This window comes from Enterococcus hulanensis (assembly GCF_005405485.1).
Lineage (GTDB): Bacteria > Bacillota > Bacilli > Lactobacillales > Enterococcaceae > Enterococcus_A > Enterococcus_A hulanensis.
Window position 1 is genome coordinate 136348 of record NZ_BJED01000006.1, and the last position, 18245, is coordinate 154592.

An 18245-nucleotide genomic window follows, 5' to 3' on the forward strand; every position below is an offset into this window, starting at 1 on the left:
TAATTTATAATGATACACGCTTTGCTGAACGCAGTAAATGATATTTTGTTAGAATAGAAGAAGAGACTCTTACGGGAGGAAACAAATATGAAGGAAGATAAGAAGAAATTATTAGCCAAAGTCGCTTATATGTATTATGAACAAGAACTGACACAGGCACAGATCGCCAAAGAATTAGCAATCTATCGAACGACCGTCAGCCGAATGCTGAGTCAGGCTAAAGCAGAAGGGATCGTAGAGATTAAGATTAATCATTTTGATGCAAGTTTATTCGAGCTAGAGGAACAGCTGAAGCAGACGTTTGGATTGACGGCTGTTGAATTAGTAGCAACTGACAGTGATGCCAGTGAAGAAGCAAAAGAAGAACAATTGGCTGAAACAGCCGGTACTTGGATTCGACGTCAACTGTCTGATGACATGGTCATCGGTTTATCCTGGGGAGCCAGCGTGGGCAGAGCAGTCAATAAGATCGATCCCAAACAATTATCAGATGTTTCTGTTGTGCCGGTGGTCGGCGGGCCGAGTCACATCAATTCACGCTATCATGTGAATACACTAGTCTACGAACTGGCGCGTAAATTGAATGGGCACAGCTTATTTGTGAATGCCACGGTGATTCAAGAAACGAAGGAACTGGCGGAAGGAATTTTTAATTCGAAATATTTCCATGATTTAAAAGAATACTGGAAACGTTTGGATTTAGTTATCGTAGGTGTCGGCGGGCCTTTGAGCTATCATAAAAGTCAATGGCGGGATTTATTGTCTCCGGCAGATTATGAAGAATTGAAATTGCGAGAGGCAGTGGGAGATTGCTGTTGCCGTTTTTACGATAGTTATGGAAAACTTTTAAATGGTCCGTTGAATCAGCGTACGATTGGATTATCGATCGAGGAGTTAGCCGATGTTCCTCAATCGGTGGGAATCGCTCGTGGAATTTCTAAGGCGCGTTCGATCGCACCGTTATTAGAAAGAGGCTACCTTAAAACCCTAATCACCGATCAAGAAACCGCACAGGAGATTTTACGACTTAGTCAACGAAAGTAGTTTTTTTATATAAAGTGCACATTTGTGCGATTGTCAAAAAATGTTCTTCGGCGAAAGGCTTGCTGCAAAGCTTTTCGCTTTTTTTGTCGTGAGAAGGCAGAAAAATATTTTTGAAGATGCTATGCTTGTTCTATAGAAAAGAGTAAGGGAGTTTTCAATAATGGAATTTATGCTAGATACAGCCAATATTGCTGATATTAAAAAGTTTGCTGATTTTTTACCGATTGCCGGTGTTACATCCAATCCTTCGATCGTTAAAAAAGAAGGGAAGATCGACTTTTTCAAACACATGAAAGAAATCCGCGGGATTATCGGTGAGCATCGTTCATTACACGTGCAAGTCGTTGCGACAGACTACGATGGTATCATCAAGGATGCAGAAACAATCTTAGCGAACATAGATCAAAAAGTATTTATCAAAATCCCAGTCAATGAGCCGGGCTTGAAAGCAATCAAAGAATTGAAACGCCGCGGGATCAATGTTACGGCTACGGCTATTTATACTAAGTTTCAAGCATATTTAGCAATTGCTGCCGGTGCTGATTATATTGCACCATACTTTAACCGGATGGAAAACTTGAATATCGACCCTCGTGAAGCAATCTTTGAAATGGCAGAAGAGATCGCTCGCACGAAGAGTGAGACAAAAATCTTGGCAGCCAGCTTTAAGAACGTCGGACAAGTTAACTCTGCTTTGGAAAATGGCAGTCAAGCAGCAACGATGGGTGTTGATATCATTCAACAGGCTTTGGCGATGCCGTCAATTGCACAAGCTGTAACTGATTTTACTGGGGATTGGGAAGCAATCTTCGGTGAAGGCACAACAATTGCAGATTTATCATAAGAGTTAAAAATAGCTTTTTCAGACTGTAGGCAAATGAGTCTACAGTCTTTTTCTCGTTCAACATAGGAGCTGTTGAGCCTTTTACTTCGATAACCGTATGGTCTGATGTTAAGCTGAAGAAGAGGTGAGCGAAATGCATGAGATCCAAAAAGAATGGGCCCAGTGGAAATATTTTGTCATGGCGCGCTCACAAAACGAATATCTAGCGCTGCGTCAATTGTTCTCCGGCAATCAGTGGTCTGAAGAGAAAACCAAGCAATTCTATCAACATTTGGATACAGTGAAAAAACTGCCGTTTGATGTAAAAGCCCGAAGAAATGCTTACGAACATGTCTGGGGCTATTTTAAAAAAGTGACATCGCCAGAAGAGAGACAGCATTTTTTTATTCTGCTTGATCAGATGACAGAAACGGATGATCAAGCCCTTCCTTATTTAAAGGAATTGGCAGAAAAATATCAAACGACGTATCTTTTGGACTCTCATTTTTTTGATTAAGCAAATCGTTTCCGATTTTCAGGTAGGACTTTTATAATGAATCGATATGGAGGGATGCACGAATGGAAACACGCGCAGTTGTAATAGAAGAATATGGTCATGCAGACCAATTAAAAGAAAGTAAAGTAACTTTGCCTGAACTAGGTGAACATCAAGTTTTAGTAAAAGTAAAAGCCACATCAGTCAATCCGATTGATTGGAAATTACGTGAAGGCTACTTGGCACAAATGATGCCTTGGGATTTTCCAATTATTTTAGGCTGGGACGTTGCAGGAGAAATCGCGGAAGTTGGATCAGAAGTGAAGGATTGGCAAGTCGGGCAAGAGGTTTTTGCTCGTCCAGAGACGACGCGTTTTGGTACATATGCAGATTACACGATTGTTGATGATCACTTATTAGCAAACAAACCTGATTCCGTTTCTTTTGAGGATGCAACGGCAGTGCCGTTAGCGGGATTAACTGCTTATCAAGCATTATTCACTCATGGGAAATTAAAAGCAGGCGAAAAGGTTCTGATCCATGCTGGTGCTGGCGGTGTTGGTATTTATGCCATCCAATTAGCTAAAAATGCTGGTGCAACAGTTATCACTACAGCAAGTGAAAAAAATCATGGACTGTTAAAAGAGCTGGGTGCCGATCAAGTAATCGATTATCACACCACCGATTTTTCAGAAGTATTGGAAGACATTGATTTAGTCTTTGATACAATGGGCGGCGACGTTCAAAAAGACAGCTTCAAGGTATTGAATAAGGACGGACGGTTAATCTCGATCGTCGGCCAACCAGATGAAGAATTAGCTAAGAGTGTTGCTGTGGCTGAAAGTATCTGGCTTCAACCAGATGGCAAGCAACTACAAGAAATTGCAGATTTAATGTCTGAAGGAAAAGTAAAAAGTATCGTGGGTCATACGTATCCACTCACTGCAGCAGGGGTGAAGGAAGCGCATGAATTAAGTGCGACTCATCATGCTAAAGGAAAAATTGTTTTAATAAATGACTAATCAAGAAGCTGTGCCGAATAATTTCGGCGCAGCTTCTTTGTCAGCAATGCGTCAATTACGATTTGACAGCGGATTTTTTTCTCGGTATCGTTAAGACAAAAGTGAAAGCGTTCTATTAATAAGGTCTGAGGAGGAATAGTATGAGTGAGATTACAAACAGCATTGCTTTTTTACAGCAGCAGAAATGGGTTGATTTAAGTCATAGTATTTATGGCGGGATTCCTTATTTTCAATCGTTCCAGCCAATGCAGGAAAAAACTTTGGTCACGGTGAAAGAAGACGGATTTTTTGCGAAAGAGTATCAGTTAGTCACACAATACGGGACTCACATTGATGCGCCAGTCCATTTTGTGGAAGATCGTGTATCGGTGGATCAACTGCCAATCAAAGATTTTTTATTGCCGCTGATTGTTATCAATAAAGAAAAAGAAGTCGAAGAAAATTCAGACTATTCTGTGACGGTAGAAGATCTCAAGGCTTTTGAAGCGGAGTATGGAAAAATTCCAGCAGAGAGCTTTGTAGCGTTTGCCAGCGGCTGGTCAAAACGCTGGGATGATCCGGAAGCCTTTTATAACGTGGATCAAGAGGGACAGGCTCATACACCAGGCTGGTCACTAGAAGCTTTAAAATTTTTACATGAAGAACGAAACGTAACGGCGATTGGGCATGAAACTTTGGATACAGACGCATCTGTTGATTGTACGAAAAATGGCGGACTGATTGGCGAATTGTATTGGCTGCAGCAAGATAAGTTCCAAGTGGAAGTCTTGAATCGGCTGACTGAGCTGCCAGCCGTTGGCGGCGCAATATCGATCGGAGTACCGAAAGTCAAAGACGCTCCCGGTTTCAACGTTCGCGCGATTGCTATTGTTCCAACAGAATAAAGAAAAACAAGGTTTCGTCTAAAAAACGAAGCCTTGTTTTTTTAGAAAGTCCACGGTATCCGAACGTCGTGGGGATTCAAAATGTTGCCGCACTTTTTCTGACCAATTCGTTTTTTGAATATTGCTGTTGCGTTGCTGATAGTAGACCGTTGTTTTTTCGTTATAGCTGTCGATCATGTCGGGTGTCAATGTTCGATACGTATTCGTCCCAACGACAGAGTCGATTGGCAATCGGGGCTTAACCTCATTTTTTCCAGCAGGGTAGCCTACAAACATTCCGAAAACAGGATAGGTCAATTCCGGCAGATCAAGCAATTCCTTTATTTGGAACAAATCATTCCGAATCCCGCCGACATAACAGATACCGAGACCAACCGATTCAGCATAAACAGCCATCGATTGCGCGGCTAAAGCTGCATCAACGATTGAAACTACTAATGATTCCACGGAACGTAAATGTTCCAGAGAATCGTCGTTTAATGTTAAGACTTGGGCATGCTTATTCAAATCAGCGACAAAAATATAAAGCTCTCCATTGTCGCCATTATCGATGGGAAATTTGGCAATCTGTTCGATCATTTTTCTTTTTTTAGCATCGGTGATCTCAATTAATGAGAAGGCTTGTAGAAAGTTAGAGCTGCTGGCACTTTGAGCGGCCAGAATCAATTGTTCTTTTAGCTTATGTGAAAGTTTTTGGTCAGTAAAAGAGCGGACAGATGTGTGTTGAAGCATCGTTTCAAAAAGTTCCATTAGAAAATCTCCTTTTTTATTCAGAATAAATCTGACGATAGAATAAGTAAAGGGGAAAGCTGAGTTTTAATTTTTACCAGGCATACGATTCTGTTAGATAGCTCGTATTTTTATTTCAAACTTGTTAACTGGAAAAGGCAGAACGTACAGCCAACTCAGAGGTGAGGAATGAATTTTTCTGACGTCAAATTTCAAAAGATATTCGTACTCAGATCATCCAATTGAAGAGTTCGTACGATAATTTAAATCAAGATGTTAAATTTCAGTTCGAACTATGGTGAACTGCAAAAAAGCGAGACTGGCAAAACACGAACGTTTCACCAAAAAGATTCGGTTTAATTAATAAAATTCTAATCGTTTTGCCATCACTGTGCTATAATGGGAAACAATTATCTGAAGGGAGTTATGCAAATGCGTGGCGTAGTAACGGTTATCGGAAAAGACAAGGTTGGCATTGTTGCCGGTGTCAGTCAAAAATTAGCGGAACAAAAAATTAATATTCTGGATGTTTCTCAAACAATCATGGGGGACTATTTCACAATGATGATGTTAGTGAACCTAACCAATGCTACAGTAGATTTTGAAGAAGCACGAGAACAGCTTCATGAATTAGGAAAATCTCTAGGTGTGAAAATCAGTATTCAAAATCAAGAAATTTTTGACACGATGCATAAATTATAAGGAGGGCTCTTTGTGGAAACCAATCAAATACTGGAAACGATTCGAATGATCGAAGAAGAAAATCTGGATATTCGGACGATTACCATGGGGATATCTTTACTAGACTGTATCGATAGCGACAGCGATCGCGCCTGTGAAAAGATTTATCAAAAAATTACTACAAAAGCAAAAGACCTTGTAAAAGTCGGTGAGTCGATCGAAGCAGAATATGGTATTCCAATTATTAATAAACGTATTTCTGTTACACCAATCGGTATTGTTGCCGCTGCGACTCCAGATACAGACTATGTGAAATTTGCTAAAACATTAGATAAAGCAGCAAAAGCTGTAGGTGTTAACTTCTTGGGCGGTTTTTCTGCTCTAGTTGAAAAAGGCTACCAGCATGGGGATAAGATCTTAATTGATTCCATTCCTCAAGCATTAGCAGAGACTGATTTTGTCTGTGCTTCTGTCAATATTGGCTCTACTAGAGCGGGAATCAATATGGACGCTGTTGCCCATACTGGTCGGATCGTCAAAGAAACCGCTGAGGCATCTGATCTAGGCTGTGCGAAATTGGTCATTTTTGCCAATGCTGTGGAAGACAATCCTTTCATGGCTGGTGCCTTCCATGGTGTAGGCGAGGCGGATTGCGTCATTAATGTCGGGGTCAGCGGACCAGGCGTTGTGAAGCGTGCTTTGGAAAAAGTGAAGGGTGAATCTTTCGACGTTGTAGCCGAAGTGGTGAAACAGACAGCCTTCAAAATCACCCGAATGGGACAAATGGTTGGGAAAATTGCTTCTGAACGTTTGGATGTGCCTTTTGGTATTGTCGATCTATCATTAGCCCCGACGCCTGCAGTTGGAGATTCTGTTGCTCACGTTTTAGAAGAAATGGGCTTAGAAACTGTTGGAACGCATGGAACGACTGCTGCCTTGGCATTATTAAATGACGCAGTCAAAAAAGGCGGCGTTATGGCCTGTAATCACGTCGGCGGGTTATCTGGCGCATTTATTCCAGTTTCAGAAGATGCGGGGATGATTGATGCGGTCAATAATGGCTCTTTGACGATTGAAAAGCTGGAGGCGATGACAGCGATTTGTTCAGTAGGTTTGGATATGATTGCGATTCCTGGTTCTACACCAGCAAGCAGTATTGCGGCGATGATCGCGGATGAAGCGGCTATCGGAGTGATCAATCATAAAACAACGGCTGTTCGAATCATTCCAGCCAAAGGTAAAGAAATTGGTGAAATGGTCGAATTTGGCGGTTTGTTAGGCCGGGCACCAGTCATGGCTGTGAATGCAGCCGGTTCGGATGACTTTATAGCTCGCGGCGGTCGTATACCAGCACCAATCCATTCATTTAAAAACTAAACATAATAGTAAAGTTGATTTTTTAAAGTGCAATGCAAAGGCTTCTGCTTTTGCATTGTTTTTTTGTCCAAATTTTTCGTGACAGGCATGAAAACGTTTTGTGTTAGAATGATAAAGACAAAAAAACAGGAGCAGGTATATGAAAAATAAAACCTATTTTAAGGCGAGTTTACGCGAAATCATTTTTTCTAAAGGACGTTTTATCGCTATCGTTCTGATCATTTTATTAGGGACATTACTGTATGTCGGAATCAAGGCTACGGGTCCGATCTTGAATCATTCAGCTAGTCAATTTGTAGACAAGCAGGAACTATCAAATCTGCAAATTATTTCTACTGGCGGATTGACGGAAGTAGACGAAAAACTAGCAAAAGAAATCCCTGATGCCAAGGTCGAAAGCGGTCATCAGCTTTTTTATGCCGACAGTGATAAAAATCAGGTCGTTAAGCTTTATTCTTATGATAAAGAAAATCAGCAAAATCATTTAATCGTGAAATCGGGTCATTTGCCTAAAAAAGAAAATGAGATCGTTTTGGACGAAAAAGCCAAGGAAGAAGGCTATCGTCTGAATCAGACCTATCAAATCGATCAATCTGACCAAGTGAAACGCAAAAATTTTAAAATCGTTGGTTTTGTTCAGTCACCGATATATATAAGCACGGAGGAACGAGGACTTTCTAATGTAGGTAACGGAAATGTTAACTTCTTCGCTTACTTACCAGAAAGCAACTTCTCAAGCGAGGTCAAATCGATCATCTATGTTCGCTTTACGAATGTTAAAGATAAAGAGACCTATGGCAAAGCCTATAAAAAAACAATGGATCAAAATATTGAGCAGGTCGAAAAACTTTTCGCCGATCGACCAAAAGAACGAGCAGCAGAGATTAAGCATGATGCAGAAAAAGAATTGCTTCCGAAAAAAGCAGAAGTGGCTGATAATCTGACAAAAATCGCGAATGGTCAAAATGAATTGGATCAGGCTAAGGCCCAGTTAGAGCAACAGGCAGCCATGATGCCAGCTGGAAATCCTCAGTTAGCGCAGGCTCAGGCAGAACTTGAAGCGCAGGAAAAAGAACTCAACAGCAATCGGGATAAATTATTGTCTGCACAACAGAAGATCAATGATAGCGAAAAAGAAATCTATGAGTTGAAAACACCAAGCTATTCTTATGATCAGCGTGCAGATAATCCTGGTTTTCAAGAATACGGTGATCTTTCTGAACGAATCGCTGCGATCGCGAATGTTTTTCCCGTCTTCTTCTTTTTCATAGCAGCTCTGATAACCTTTACGACAATGACACGGATGGTAGAGGAAAATCGTCGAGAAATCGGTACGTTGAAAGCGTTAGGCTATTCACGTTATGAGATCGCGATCAAATACATCATTTACGCATTGTCAGCAGCTTTGATCGGGATTGTCTTGGGTTCTGTGATCGGGACCCATACGCTGCCGCGATTAGTTTTTGAGCTTTCTAGTGATCGTTATAATTTCCCGGGCGTGGAAGCTTTCTATTTATCACGGCCAATCATTCAAGCAACGGTTGCTTTCTTGTTTGCTAGTTTGGGTGCAGCGCTACTTGTTCTGATGCGCGAGCTGCACGAAAAACCGGCTGAGTTGTTACAGCCAAAGGCGCCGAAGCCGGGAAAACGGATTTTTCTTGAGCGTATCACACCGATTTGGACTCGGATGAGCTTCAACTCGAAAGTCAGCTATCGAAATTTATTCCGTTATAAGTCACGGATGATCATGGCTGTGATCGGTATTGCCGGCTGTGCGGCTTTAATGGTTGCAGGTGTTGGATTAAAGGATTCGCTGAGTTCGGTAGGAGATAAGCAATTTGGTCCGATCATTGATTATGATGCGATCGTTACTTTGAAGGATCAGCCAGATGAAACAGCAGTCGAAAAGATTTTTTCCAAAAATGAAAAGATTACCAACGATTTAGCTGTGATGAATCAAACGGTTGAATTGAAACAAAAAGGACAAGCGAATCAAAAACTAACCATGATGGTACCAGAAAATCGCGTAGAATTTAAACGCTACCTTCATTTGAAGGAACAGGGAAAAAGCTTCACTTTGCCCAATGATGGTGCTGTGATTACACAAAAAATGGCTGAGTTGTTTGAGCTAAAAAAAGGCGACAGCTTGACAGTCTATGATGACGATCAGCAAACTTTTAAAGTTAAAATCGCCAATATCAGCGACAATTATTTAGGAAATTTCCTATACCTATCAAAGGACTACTATCAAAAAGCTCGGGACACCGATTTTGAAGTGAACAGCTATTTACTGAGAAGTAAAAAAATGACGAAGGCAGAAGAAGATAATTTAGCGCAAAAGCTGTTAAGTTCAGATCAGGTGATAAACACCTCCTTCATGTCTACTCAAATCGAAACACAAGAACACTCGATGGATAACTTAGATGGAATCGTCTGGATTTTTGTAGTCTTATCAGGTTTGCTGGCCTTCATCGTATTGTATAATTTGACGAATATCAATGTGTCAGAGCGTTTACGGGAATTGTCGACCATTAAAGTCTTAGGATTTTACGATCGAGAAGTGACGTCTTATATATTCCGTGAGAATTTTGTCTTTACGATACTTGGAATTTTATTTGGCTATGGCTTAGGGATTATTTTGACGAAATTTATTTTGGATCAGGCTTCAATGGAAACGATCACCTTTCCACTGGTGATCCATTCAGGTGCTTATCTTTTGTCTGGCGGATTAACGATTCTTTTCTCCGTGATCGTGATGCTGGCGACTCATTTCCGTTTACGCCATATTAATATGATCGATGCGTTAAAATCGAATGAATAAAACTAAAAGAAAAAAGCGTTGACAAAAATTTTGCGTAAGACTATGCTTTAATCAATAGTTAAATGCAGTGAGAAGGACACGATTTGTTTTACTACTCATCACAAGAGAAAGAAGCCGCGGCTGGAAGCTTCTGATTGAGAAAAGCAGATTACTCCCTTTGAGTGACCGAAAACGGTCCGGGTGATACCGTTATGTATCTTACGAGCCAAAAAGTGTAAGCTTTTTGGGAACTTGGGTGGTAACACGTTTATTCACGTCCCTATTTTTATAGGGACGTTTTTTTATTGAAAACCCTTGAGGCCTTTTGTTAGAATTAAAAGGAAAAGGCAGGCAATAACAATTTTTTTGAAAATGCGGATCGGAGTTGAGTTGGATGTCAAATAAAGTCGAAATTGTTTTACCAGATGGAAGTAAACAAAAGGTGGCAAAAGACACCACATTGTTCGAGATAAAGAATCAATTGATGGAAGAGGCGGTCGTTGGCAGTATTGACGGCGAGCTTGTTGACTTATCAACTCCAGTCACAGAAAATGCGGAGCTTGCTTTTTACGATTGCGCAACAAAAGAGGGAACAACGGCGATTTGCCAATTAGTCAGTCTATTATTGCAAGAAGCGATTAAAGTCCATTATCCAGAAGCGCTCTTTGCAAAAGCTCATCGAGAAGATCAGACGATTTGGGTTGATCTACGAGTGAAGCAGCCTTTGAGTGCCTTAGTTTTGAAGGATTTGGAGCATCATATTAAGAAGCAAATCAAAGCCGATGGATCAATCGAAAGTGCAACGATGACCGTTTCAGAAGCCAAGGAAGTGTTCAAAGACAACGAATTGAAACTTGCGGCGCTAACGGAGCTGGATGCAGATCAGACTGTTTTTGTTTATTCCTTTGGTGAGGCGACAGAATTTTTCCTTGAGCCTGCTGCCTTGGAACTGGCGACTGCCAAGTATTTCTCTTTATTGAAAGTTTCGGGTGCTTATTGGCAAGGTAAGCCTGAAAACGAAATGCTTCAACGGGTAACAGGGGTGGTCTTTGCGGAGAAGGCGCAGCTTTTGGCTCACTTAGATTATTTAGAGGAATCGGAAAAACGCAGTCATCAAAAGTTAGGTAAAGAATTAGATCTATTTATGTTCTCCGAGGAAGCACCAGGAATGCCATTTTATTTAGAAAACGGATTGATCATTCGTAATGAATTGCAGAAATTCTTGCGTGAACTGCAGGCAAAGTATGACTACAAAGAAGTCAAAACGCCATTGATCCTGAACCAGCGACTTTGGGAACGCTCAGGACATTGGGATCATTATAAAAACAATATGTATTTTACAAAAGTTGCCGATGAAGATTACGCGTTGAAACCCATGAACTGTCCGGGGCATTGTCTGATCTACAAAGATCGTAAACGGTCCTATCGTGATTTGCCGATGCGAATGGCGGAGTTTGGCCAAGTTCATCGCCATGAATTCAGCGGAGCTTTAAATGGTTTATTGAGAGTTCGAACATTCTGCCAAGATGATGCGCATATTTTTGTGCGCCGAAATCAAATTGAACAAGAAATTGCCTTGGCGCTGAAAATCATTGATGAAGTTTATAAGATTTTTGGTTTCGAGTATGGGGTTGAATTATCGACTCGTCCAGATGATTTTATGGGTGAAATCGAGCTGTGGGATGAAGCGGAAGCTTCTTTAGGCAAAGTGCTGACTGATCTTGGCTATAAGTATAATATCAATGAAGGCGATGGCGCCTTTTACGGACCGAAGATCGATATTCATATCAAGGACGCACTGAATCGGAGCCACCAGTGTGCCACAGTCCAATTGGATTTCCAAATGCCAGAAAAATTCGATCTGACTTATGTAGATGAAAATAATCAGGAGGCGCAGCCGGTGATGATCCACCGTGCCGTTTTCGGGTCATTGGATCGCTTCTTAGGTATTTTGATCGAACATTATGCCGGGTTATTTCCATTTTGGCTAGCACCAAAACAAGTAGCGCTGGTCAGTGTTGCACAGCCCCATGAAGCAGGCGTAGAAGAATTATTCCAAGAATTTCATGCCGCTGGAATCCGAGTGGAGAAAGATTTGCGAAATGAGAAGCTGGGCAAAAAAATCCGTGATGCGGAGCTGCGAAAAATTCCTTACATTTTAGTGATTGGAGATAAGGAACTGAGTGAAGATACATTTGCGGTTCGCAAACATGGCAGTGATACCATTAAGCAAATGTCGAAGGTTGAATTCATGGACCTGCTTAAACAACAGGCCCAAGAAAAAAATCATCAGTATTACTAAAATAAAATTAAGTAAAACGCTGAAGTTCGCTTCAGCGTTTTTTGATATCTTTTTTGATGAATACCTGCGGATTATAACTACCGACAAAAAGAGAAAGCTTGTTTAAAGGAAGTCAGTTTTATTTTACAAAGTCCAGCAGCAATTTTAATTGGCGGAAAAAATCGAAGAACTTTTAAATAGTTAGGAATGACTTGAACAGGACCTCCGAGAATTTTCTAGCGCCAAATTTTTAAGAAAACAATTGTTGCTATTTTCCCCGTTTCCTGTGTATGATAATCAAGTTGTTACATTAGTATTCCAGTGAATTAGGAAATCACTTTTTAGAAAGCAGGTAATTTATGGATATTTATTTAAAGAAAGCCGCATTGCATATCGTTGATCGTGAATCAGGCGATCCGATTTATAGTCAGAGTGAATTGGATTTGACGAAAGAATATATTCGCGAGTATTTAACGAAAAAAATTCAAAAATTATCTTCAGCTCAAACCAAAACGGGGACGCTGACAGAGGATTCAACCTTTGCATTATTAAGCCAACAGGCAGAGCATGATTTTTTAGCAGCCAGTGAGAAAATCGTAACTCGTTGGTACGAAGCCTACAAAGAGAGTGAAGAAGCACCTAGCGCGGATGTTTTTGTAGCTTTATATGAAGAGGACACACAGTTGTATGTGGCCTTTTTAAAAGTGAATTATCACGAAGGTTATACTCATATCGTTGATTCAGATGAAACCGGTTTGAAAAATGAACTGATCATACATCGGGCCTTACTTTCAAGCAAGTCGCAAAAAGCCGATGAGGGTATCGTTGTTAATTTAGGGAATTTGAGCTATGAAATGATTGAGAAGAAATATCCGTTTTCTGGCGAGAAACGCTTGTATTTTTCAACGCAGGTGATTGAAAGCCGACCAGCACCGTCATTAGAAGAAAATGTTCGTGTCATCAAAAAGGTGGCGGAAAAAATCGGTGCTAAGTTTGAAAATCCCAAACATGATGTGATTGCGGATGTGAAGGAAGCTGTTTATGATGTAGTGGAAGAAAGCGGACAGATCGACGCAAAAGTCGTTGCACAAAAAGTCTTCAAAGATAATGTATCGGCTCAAATGGCGTTTCAAGAAGAAGTCGTCGAAAAAGGTTATGTCGATCAAGCGCCTCTATTAAGAGAAGTCCGCGAGATCACAGAAAAGAAATACGGCAAACAAAAATTAAAGCTGTCGAATGGGATTGAGTTGATCGTGCCATTAGATGTTTATCGCAACCCTGAATTAATTGAATTTACCAACAATCCTGATGGAACGATTTCTGTAACGATCAAGAATGTCGATGAAGTAATTAATCGTCTTTAGAAAATGAGCGGAGGGACACGATGGAAGAATATCAAGAATTTTTTCGTATTGGTCAGTATACTGATGCTGAAGCGATGACCGGCTGTACTGTGATTCTTTGTGAGGACGGTGTAACCGGAGGTGTTTCAGTTCGCGGCGGGTCACCGAATACTCGAGATACCGACGCATTAAAGTCTGAAAATAATCGCAAGTTTGTTCATGGAGTGACTCTATCTGGCGGCAGCGCCTTTGGCTTAGCTGCAAATGCTGGCGTCGTAGATTTTTTAGAGGAGAATAAAATTGGCCGCGACATGGGGATCACCTTTGTACCGAATGTGGTAGGGGCAAGTCTTTTTGATTTACGGATCGGCCGCTCAGATGTCCGGCCGAATTATCAGGCTGGTCGTAAAGCCAGTGAAGCGGCTTTTGATAAACAGCTTTTCCAAGCGGGAAATTACGGTGCTGGAACTGGCTGCAGTGTCGGGACGATCAATGGTGCTAAAAACGCAATGAAAGGCGGCATTGGCCTTCACACGATGCGCCACGGAAATTTATGGGTAACAGCAGTAATTGCGGTCAACGCTGTAGGAGACGTCTTCGATGAAGAGCTAGGGAGAATCATCGCTGGTGCTCGTAAAGCAGGTGAGACGAAAATCGGTTTTTCAGAGGAACTTTTTCTTGAGTATTATCAAAATGAGGAAGCGCTATTTGATGGGAATACAGTGATTGGCTGTGTAATGACGAATGCAACGTTTCCAAAAGCTAAAATGAACAAGTTAGCAGATATCAGTCATAATGGGATTGCGCGAGCGATTCGTCCATCTCATACGACTTATGATGGGGATACCTTGTTTGTTTTAGGGTCAAATCAAATCGAAGCAAGTTTTGAAGCTGTCTCGATTTTAGCCGTGGAAGCCGTTAGGCAAGCCATTGTAAAAGGAACAAAAGCGGCAGAAACATATCAGGATTATTTAGGTTATCAAGATATATAGCAAAAAACAGCCAAGACGAGAGTGTCTTGGCTGTTTACTTAACTATACAGAAAGTATAAAATTTTCACATGAATAAATCGTTTTTTTGCGGGTATATCCATGTCTGGCTTCACGAACTAGCTTTATCGGCAATAAGCAAAAATATTTCGAAATTTGAGAAGCAATTTAGAAATATTTTGGTCTTATTGCTCAAAAGCTGAGCGAGCTCGCGAAGCCTTTCTTATGAAAAGACTAGTCAAAGTTCGGCTAGTCAATGGGGAAGATTGGTTTATTGAACACGTGGTTCAGATTCTAAGTTATCACCGATTTTGTCAGCTTGATTGCTCATAGCGCTTTTCGCACGGTTTGTTTGCTTAGAAGCGAATTTTCCAGTAGTTTGAGCTGCACTGGTTACTTTGTCTTGAACTGTTTCGCTGTCTTCTTCGTATTCTTCACGTGTTTTAATGTCAACTACATTCACGTTCACTTCAATGACATCTAAATGAGTCATTTTATCAACTTGTTCAGAGATCAAATTTTTCATTTGATCATAAATATCATCAATGTCTTTGCCGTATTCAACGACTACATCCATATCAACAGCTACTTGTTTTTTACCAACTTCTGTGCTGATTCCTGAAGTGACATCGTCGCTGTTCACTAATTTTTCTTTGATGTTAGAGAAGAAACCGCCATCTACTGTTAGTAATCCATCGACGTTTTCTAAAGCAATCCCGATGATTTTTTGAATGACTTTGTCTTCATACGTTAATTCGCCTTTAACATCTTTTTTTGGTTCTGTTGGTTTGATTGTTGTGTTTTCCATGATTATTTTCCTCCTGAGTGTATTAATGTATTAACTGTTCCATAAAGGAAAAGTTATTTCAAAGCTAATTGAGTGACTATTTCTTTAAATAGTCGTCTAAAATATGATTGTTTTTTAGATAGATACCGAGAACTACTCCGATAACTGTAATCAAGATCAGTAAGATCGTTTTAAAAAAGCCGATGGTAAAGAATAGCACAGCTAGGATAAAACCGAGGATACCGAAGATTACAGGCAGCTTGTCTCGTGTTAAAAATTCTTGCATCGCTGTTCCTCCTATTCTACTCGCGGCCGTGTACGTGTGACTGTTGTTTCTGTTGGTGCTGGTTCAAGTGCTTGAAGTTTTACTTTAATAGAAACTTTTTCTTCTGGACCTAATAATTCCCGAATTTTTGTTTCTACATTTTTAGCCCAGCGATCAGTTTGACCGACTAAACCAGATGTTTTCTTTAATTGTCCTCGAACATTTACTTTAATTTTGTTTTTTGTCGCCGCTACATTAACTTTAGGGTCATTCATAAAGTCTTCCTGTTTGATACTTGTCCGAACATACCCTTCAATCGCTCGCTTGTCCAAAGCTAATTTGCCGCGTTCTTCGTGTAAGACGAACTTGGTCACTCTCTTTGGATAAAATAGGATTACGAAGATCCCGATTACCGTTATGATCGCTAAAGCTACTGCTACCCAGAATAAATATATCTGAGCATAATTATTCGTTAGAACGAATTGCTGCAATGAGCTTAAGTCCAACGGATTTGAAGCGATAAAGTAATAGATTGCTGCGACGGATAGAAAAATTGAAAGTAAAACCAAGGAAAGAATAATTAAGATGGTTTTAAGAAACTTGTTCATATCGCACCTCCTCACTTCAATATTTTTAACTTGTTTACAGTAAAATAATAAAATGTTATCCCTTTAATGTAAAAAATCCTGCTTGTTATTTAGGTAAAAAAACTTTTTTTATATAGCTTAATGCAGAAGGAACCAATGAATAATAATATTTTCAGCGATTTTTCGTTTTTTTTACTATTGAAGAAAAAAAAGAGCGAGCAAGATTTTTGTATAAAAAAAAGAAGTGTGCTATTTAATATGCACACTTCCTGCTATGATTAGAGCGTTTAACGATTTTTCCATTTGTGATAACGGCGATAGAGACTTTCAACGACTAAAAAGAGGATTGAAAGGGCAGCAACGGAGTAACCAAAGATTCCCAAATTAGAAATAAAGGTGTCGCCTCCGGATGAGGTTTGAACCAATATCGACGAGCCGATGACTAAAGCGGAAAGAATCAGACCGATCACTAGACGGTTCACCATTGCTTCTGCTCGTTCTAATAAGTTTCGCTGGTTCTTCAATTCTAGATTCAACTTGCCTTTGCCTTTTCCGAAGGTGTCTAAAGCGTTCAAGGCATGGCTGGGAATTTTGGGCAGTGCTTTTAATGTAGACAAGTAGTCCAAACCGGTTTCTTGCAGCTCATCTTTCAGATTTAATTGTTGAAGAAAATATTTTTGTGCAAATGGGGCAACCACTTCGAATAAGGATAGATCAGGATTAAGATCCTCGATCACACCTTCCAACGTACCAAAGGCTTTGATCAGCATGGTGACAGAATCATCAATCTGCAAATTATTTTCATGACAGATCACCACGACCTGTGAAAATACTTTTTGCAGGTCGATTTCCTTAACCGGCAAATTCAAATAACGATTCAAAAAATCATCCAGTTCATAGGTGAATTTCTCCTCATCAAAGCTGCCGACCTGCTTACAAATCGCATGAACAGCATTGGTGATCCGCTGATTGTCTTTACTATAAATGGCGATGATTGTATTGCTCATCTTCACCTGCATTTCGCGGGTGATCGTACCCATCATTCCAAAATCAATAAAGTTTAAGCGGAAAGGTCGAAGCTCCTCATTTCTAGAAAAAGTAAATTCGTAAGGCAAACCGCCGATTTTTCCTTTATGATCCTTGGTTTTAAATTGGCGATCCTTTAGATTTTCTGCTTCACTCATCAGCTGCAATAAAATATTGCCAGGGTGTGGGTCCGCATGAAAGAAGCCGTCTTCAAAGACTTCCTTCATGAAATGCTCGATCAATAATTCGCTGATCGTTTTTTTCAGTTCTTTATAAGTCGTTTCGCCTTGAACGACCTTATCATCGTCTGCGTTGATCAATTCTTTTAAGTTGGTTCCAGGCATTAATTCCATCACAATAACTTTTTTTGTGGAGTAGGCCGGCTCCATTCGAGGAGAACGAATTTCTTTCCAACCGTTATTCAAGCGGTAAAATTCCTCAGCCAAAACTAATTCTTTTTGAAAATCCAATTCATTTTTCAGGGATTCCCGAATTTCTTTTAAGATACTTTTGAGATCGATCACTTTGCTTTCTGGAACCCAGTTGGCAATCGGGATCGCTTTTTCAAACAACGATAGATCTAACTCAATTTCAGCAGCGATTCCTGGATGCTGGACTTTAACGACGACCTGCTGCTCATTTTTTAGGCGAGCGTGATGTGCTTGTGCAATTGAGGCTGAAGCGAAAGGCTGTTCATCAAAGCTCTCAAAGATTTCCGTTAAAGGAAGCTCCAATTCTTTTTCAACGAGAGTCTTAACAGATTCAAAGGAATCAGTTTTAACATCGTCTTGCAGCTTGCGTAATTCCTTCGTGAAGGCCAGTGTGAAAATATCGGTTCGAACCGACATCATTTGTCCGACTTTAATAAAGGTCGGACCTAATTCTTCAAAAGCCTTGCGGACATCTTCAGGATTTTTTTGCTGCGTAATATTTTTAACAACATTATAGTGGTTGACGATTTTGACGATTTGACGCAAGCGCGTGGTCTTGGATTGTTTGGCCATTCGGTGGCACCTCCTTATTTGGCGATCTTCTTATTTCTATCTTACAAGAGAATTTTACATGATACAAACAAACCCCAATTATTCTCAATAGAAAATAATTGGGGTTT

Annotated in this window: 16 protein-coding genes; 11 read left to right on the top strand and 5 right to left on the bottom strand. The window is 40.3% G+C overall.

Going from position 1 to position 18245, the window contains the following annotated elements:
- The first annotated feature begins 87 nt into the window (after positions 1 to 87).
- The 5 genes from FFR60_RS08360 to FFR60_RS08380 all read left to right on the top strand — a co-directional run bounded on the left by FFR60_RS08360 (position 88) and on the right by FFR60_RS08380 (position 4269).
- Positions 88 to 1044: a sugar-binding transcriptional regulator gene (locus FFR60_RS08360; protein ID WP_137663786.1), complete on the top strand. Its 957-nt coding sequence runs from the start codon at positions 88 to 90 to the stop codon at positions 1042 to 1044.
- 160 nt (positions 1045 to 1204) lie between these two features.
- Positions 1205 to 1888 (top strand): fructose-6-phosphate aldolase, encoded by a 684-nt coding sequence (locus tag FFR60_RS08365; RefSeq protein ID WP_088933319.1) that lies wholly within the window; start codon positions 1205 to 1207, stop codon positions 1886 to 1888.
- Positions 1889 to 2021: 133 nt separating this feature from the next.
- A complete protein-coding gene (locus FFR60_RS08370; RefSeq protein ID WP_137663787.1) occupies positions 2022 to 2384 on the top strand; it encodes a YbgA family protein in 363 nt (120 codons plus the stop codon).
- A 62-nt stretch (positions 2385 to 2446) separates the two neighbouring features.
- Positions 2447 to 3385 (top strand): NADP-dependent oxidoreductase, encoded by a 939-nt coding sequence (locus tag FFR60_RS08375; RefSeq protein WP_137663788.1) that lies wholly within the window; start codon positions 2447 to 2449, stop codon positions 3383 to 3385.
- A gap of 140 nt (positions 3386 to 3525) precedes the next feature.
- Complete coding sequence (locus FFR60_RS08380; protein WP_137663789.1) at positions 3526 to 4269, top strand: cyclase family protein; 744 nt, start codon at positions 3526 to 3528, stop codon at positions 4267 to 4269.
- 18 nt (positions 4270 to 4287) lie between these two features.
- Here the strand turns inward: FFR60_RS08380 and FFR60_RS08385 are convergent, their stop codons facing one another.
- Positions 4288 to 5019 carry an NADPH-dependent oxidoreductase gene (locus tag FFR60_RS08385; protein WP_137663790.1) on the bottom strand — a complete coding sequence of 244 codons (732 nt, stop codon included), beginning with the start codon at positions 5017 to 5019 and terminating at the stop codon, positions 4288 to 4290.
- A 411-nt stretch (positions 5020 to 5430) separates the two neighbouring features.
- Here FFR60_RS08385 and FFR60_RS08390 point away from each other — a divergent pair, with 411 nt between their 5' ends.
- From FFR60_RS08390 to FFR60_RS08415, 6 genes are all read left to right on the top strand, one after another.
- Complete coding sequence (locus tag FFR60_RS08390; RefSeq protein ID WP_088933314.1) at positions 5431 to 5700, top strand: ACT domain-containing protein; 270 nt, start codon at positions 5431 to 5433, stop codon at positions 5698 to 5700.
- A gap of 12 nt (positions 5701 to 5712) precedes the next feature.
- The gene (locus FFR60_RS08395) at positions 5713 to 7056 is read left to right on the top strand and encodes a PFL family protein (protein ID WP_088933313.1); all 1344 of its coding nucleotides are present in this window, start codon (positions 5713 to 5715) and stop codon (positions 7054 to 7056) included.
- Between the two features lie 139 nt (positions 7057 to 7195).
- Positions 7196 to 9877, top strand: coding sequence for an ABC transporter permease (locus tag FFR60_RS08400; RefSeq protein ID WP_137663791.1), 2682 nt, complete (start codon positions 7196 to 7198; stop codon positions 9875 to 9877).
- A 373-nt stretch (positions 9878 to 10250) separates the two neighbouring features.
- Positions 10251 to 12158: a threonine--tRNA ligase gene (gene thrS, locus FFR60_RS08405; RefSeq protein ID WP_137663792.1), complete on the top strand. Its 1908-nt coding sequence runs from the start codon at positions 10251 to 10253 to the stop codon at positions 12156 to 12158.
- 338 nt (positions 12159 to 12496) lie between these two features.
- Positions 12497 to 13501, top strand: coding sequence for a nucleoid-associated protein (locus tag FFR60_RS08410; protein ID WP_137663793.1), 1005 nt, complete (start codon positions 12497 to 12499; stop codon positions 13499 to 13501).
- 20 nt (positions 13502 to 13521) lie between these two features.
- Positions 13522 to 14472, top strand: a complete 951-nt coding sequence (locus FFR60_RS08415; protein WP_137663794.1) for a P1 family peptidase — start codon at positions 13522 to 13524, stop codon at positions 14470 to 14472.
- Between the two features lie 268 nt (positions 14473 to 14740).
- Here the strand turns inward: FFR60_RS08415 and FFR60_RS08420 are convergent, their stop codons facing one another.
- The 4 genes from FFR60_RS08420 to FFR60_RS08435 form a co-directional block, all read right to left on the bottom strand.
- A complete protein-coding gene (locus FFR60_RS08420; protein ID WP_088933305.1) occupies positions 14741 to 15277 on the bottom strand; it encodes an Asp23/Gls24 family envelope stress response protein in 537 nt (178 codons plus the stop codon).
- Positions 15278 to 15353: 76 nt separating this feature from the next.
- A complete protein-coding gene (locus FFR60_RS08425) occupies positions 15354 to 15542 on the bottom strand; it encodes a DUF2273 domain-containing protein (RefSeq protein ID WP_088933304.1) in 189 nt (62 codons plus the stop codon).
- Positions 15543 to 15553: 11 nt separating this feature from the next.
- Positions 15554 to 16129, bottom strand: coding sequence for an alkaline shock response membrane anchor protein AmaP (gene amaP / locus FFR60_RS08430; RefSeq protein WP_137663795.1), 576 nt, complete (start codon positions 16127 to 16129; stop codon positions 15554 to 15556).
- Between the two features lie 266 nt (positions 16130 to 16395).
- Positions 16396 to 18138, bottom strand: a complete 1743-nt coding sequence (locus FFR60_RS08435; protein ID WP_137663796.1) for an ABC1 kinase family protein — start codon at positions 18136 to 18138, stop codon at positions 16396 to 16398.
- Positions 18139 to 18245: the final 107 nt, after the last annotated feature.

What these genes read in the sequence shown, in the direction of transcription:
- FFR60_RS08360 (WP_137663786.1), top strand. Translation starts at nt 88, where the DNA reads ATGAAGGAAGATAAGAAGAAATTATTAGCCAAAGTCGCTTATATGTAT.
- FFR60_RS08365 (WP_088933319.1), top strand. Translation starts at nt 1,205, where the DNA reads ATGGAATTTATGCTAGATACAGCCAATATTGCTGATATTAAAAAGTTT.
- FFR60_RS08370 (WP_137663787.1), top strand. Translation starts at nt 2,022, where the DNA reads ATGCATGAGATCCAAAAAGAATGGGCCCAGTGGAAATATTTTGTCATG.
- FFR60_RS08375 (WP_137663788.1), top strand. Translation starts at nt 2,447, where the DNA reads ATGGAAACACGCGCAGTTGTAATAGAAGAATATGGTCATGCAGACCAA.
- FFR60_RS08380 (WP_137663789.1), top strand. Translation starts at nt 3,526, where the DNA reads ATGAGTGAGATTACAAACAGCATTGCTTTTTTACAGCAGCAGAAATGG.
- FFR60_RS08385 (WP_137663790.1), bottom strand. Translation starts at nt 5,019, where the DNA reads ATGGAACTTTTTGAAACGATGCTTCAACACACATCTGTCCGCTCTTTT.
- FFR60_RS08390 (WP_088933314.1), top strand. Translation starts at nt 5,431, where the DNA reads ATGCGTGGCGTAGTAACGGTTATCGGAAAAGACAAGGTTGGCATTGTT.
- FFR60_RS08400 (WP_137663791.1), top strand. Translation starts at nt 7,196, where the DNA reads ATGAAAAATAAAACCTATTTTAAGGCGAGTTTACGCGAAATCATTTTT.
- thrS (WP_137663792.1), top strand. Translation starts at nt 10,251, where the DNA reads ATGTCAAATAAAGTCGAAATTGTTTTACCAGATGGAAGTAAACAAAAG.
- FFR60_RS08410 (WP_137663793.1), top strand. Translation starts at nt 12,497, where the DNA reads ATGGATATTTATTTAAAGAAAGCCGCATTGCATATCGTTGATCGTGAA.
- FFR60_RS08415 (WP_137663794.1), top strand. Translation starts at nt 13,522, where the DNA reads ATGGAAGAATATCAAGAATTTTTTCGTATTGGTCAGTATACTGATGCT.
- FFR60_RS08420 (WP_088933305.1), bottom strand. Translation starts at nt 15,277, where the DNA reads ATGGAAAACACAACAATCAAACCAACAGAACCAAAAAAAGATGTTAAA.
- FFR60_RS08425 (WP_088933304.1), bottom strand. Translation starts at nt 15,542, where the DNA reads ATGCAAGAATTTTTAACACGAGACAAGCTGCCTGTAATCTTCGGTATC.
- amaP (WP_137663795.1), bottom strand. Translation starts at nt 16,129, where the DNA reads ATGAACAAGTTTCTTAAAACCATCTTAATTATTCTTTCCTTGGTTTTA.
- FFR60_RS08435 (WP_137663796.1), bottom strand. Translation starts at nt 18,138, where the DNA reads ATGGCCAAACAATCCAAGACCACGCGCTTGCGTCAAATCGTCAAAATC.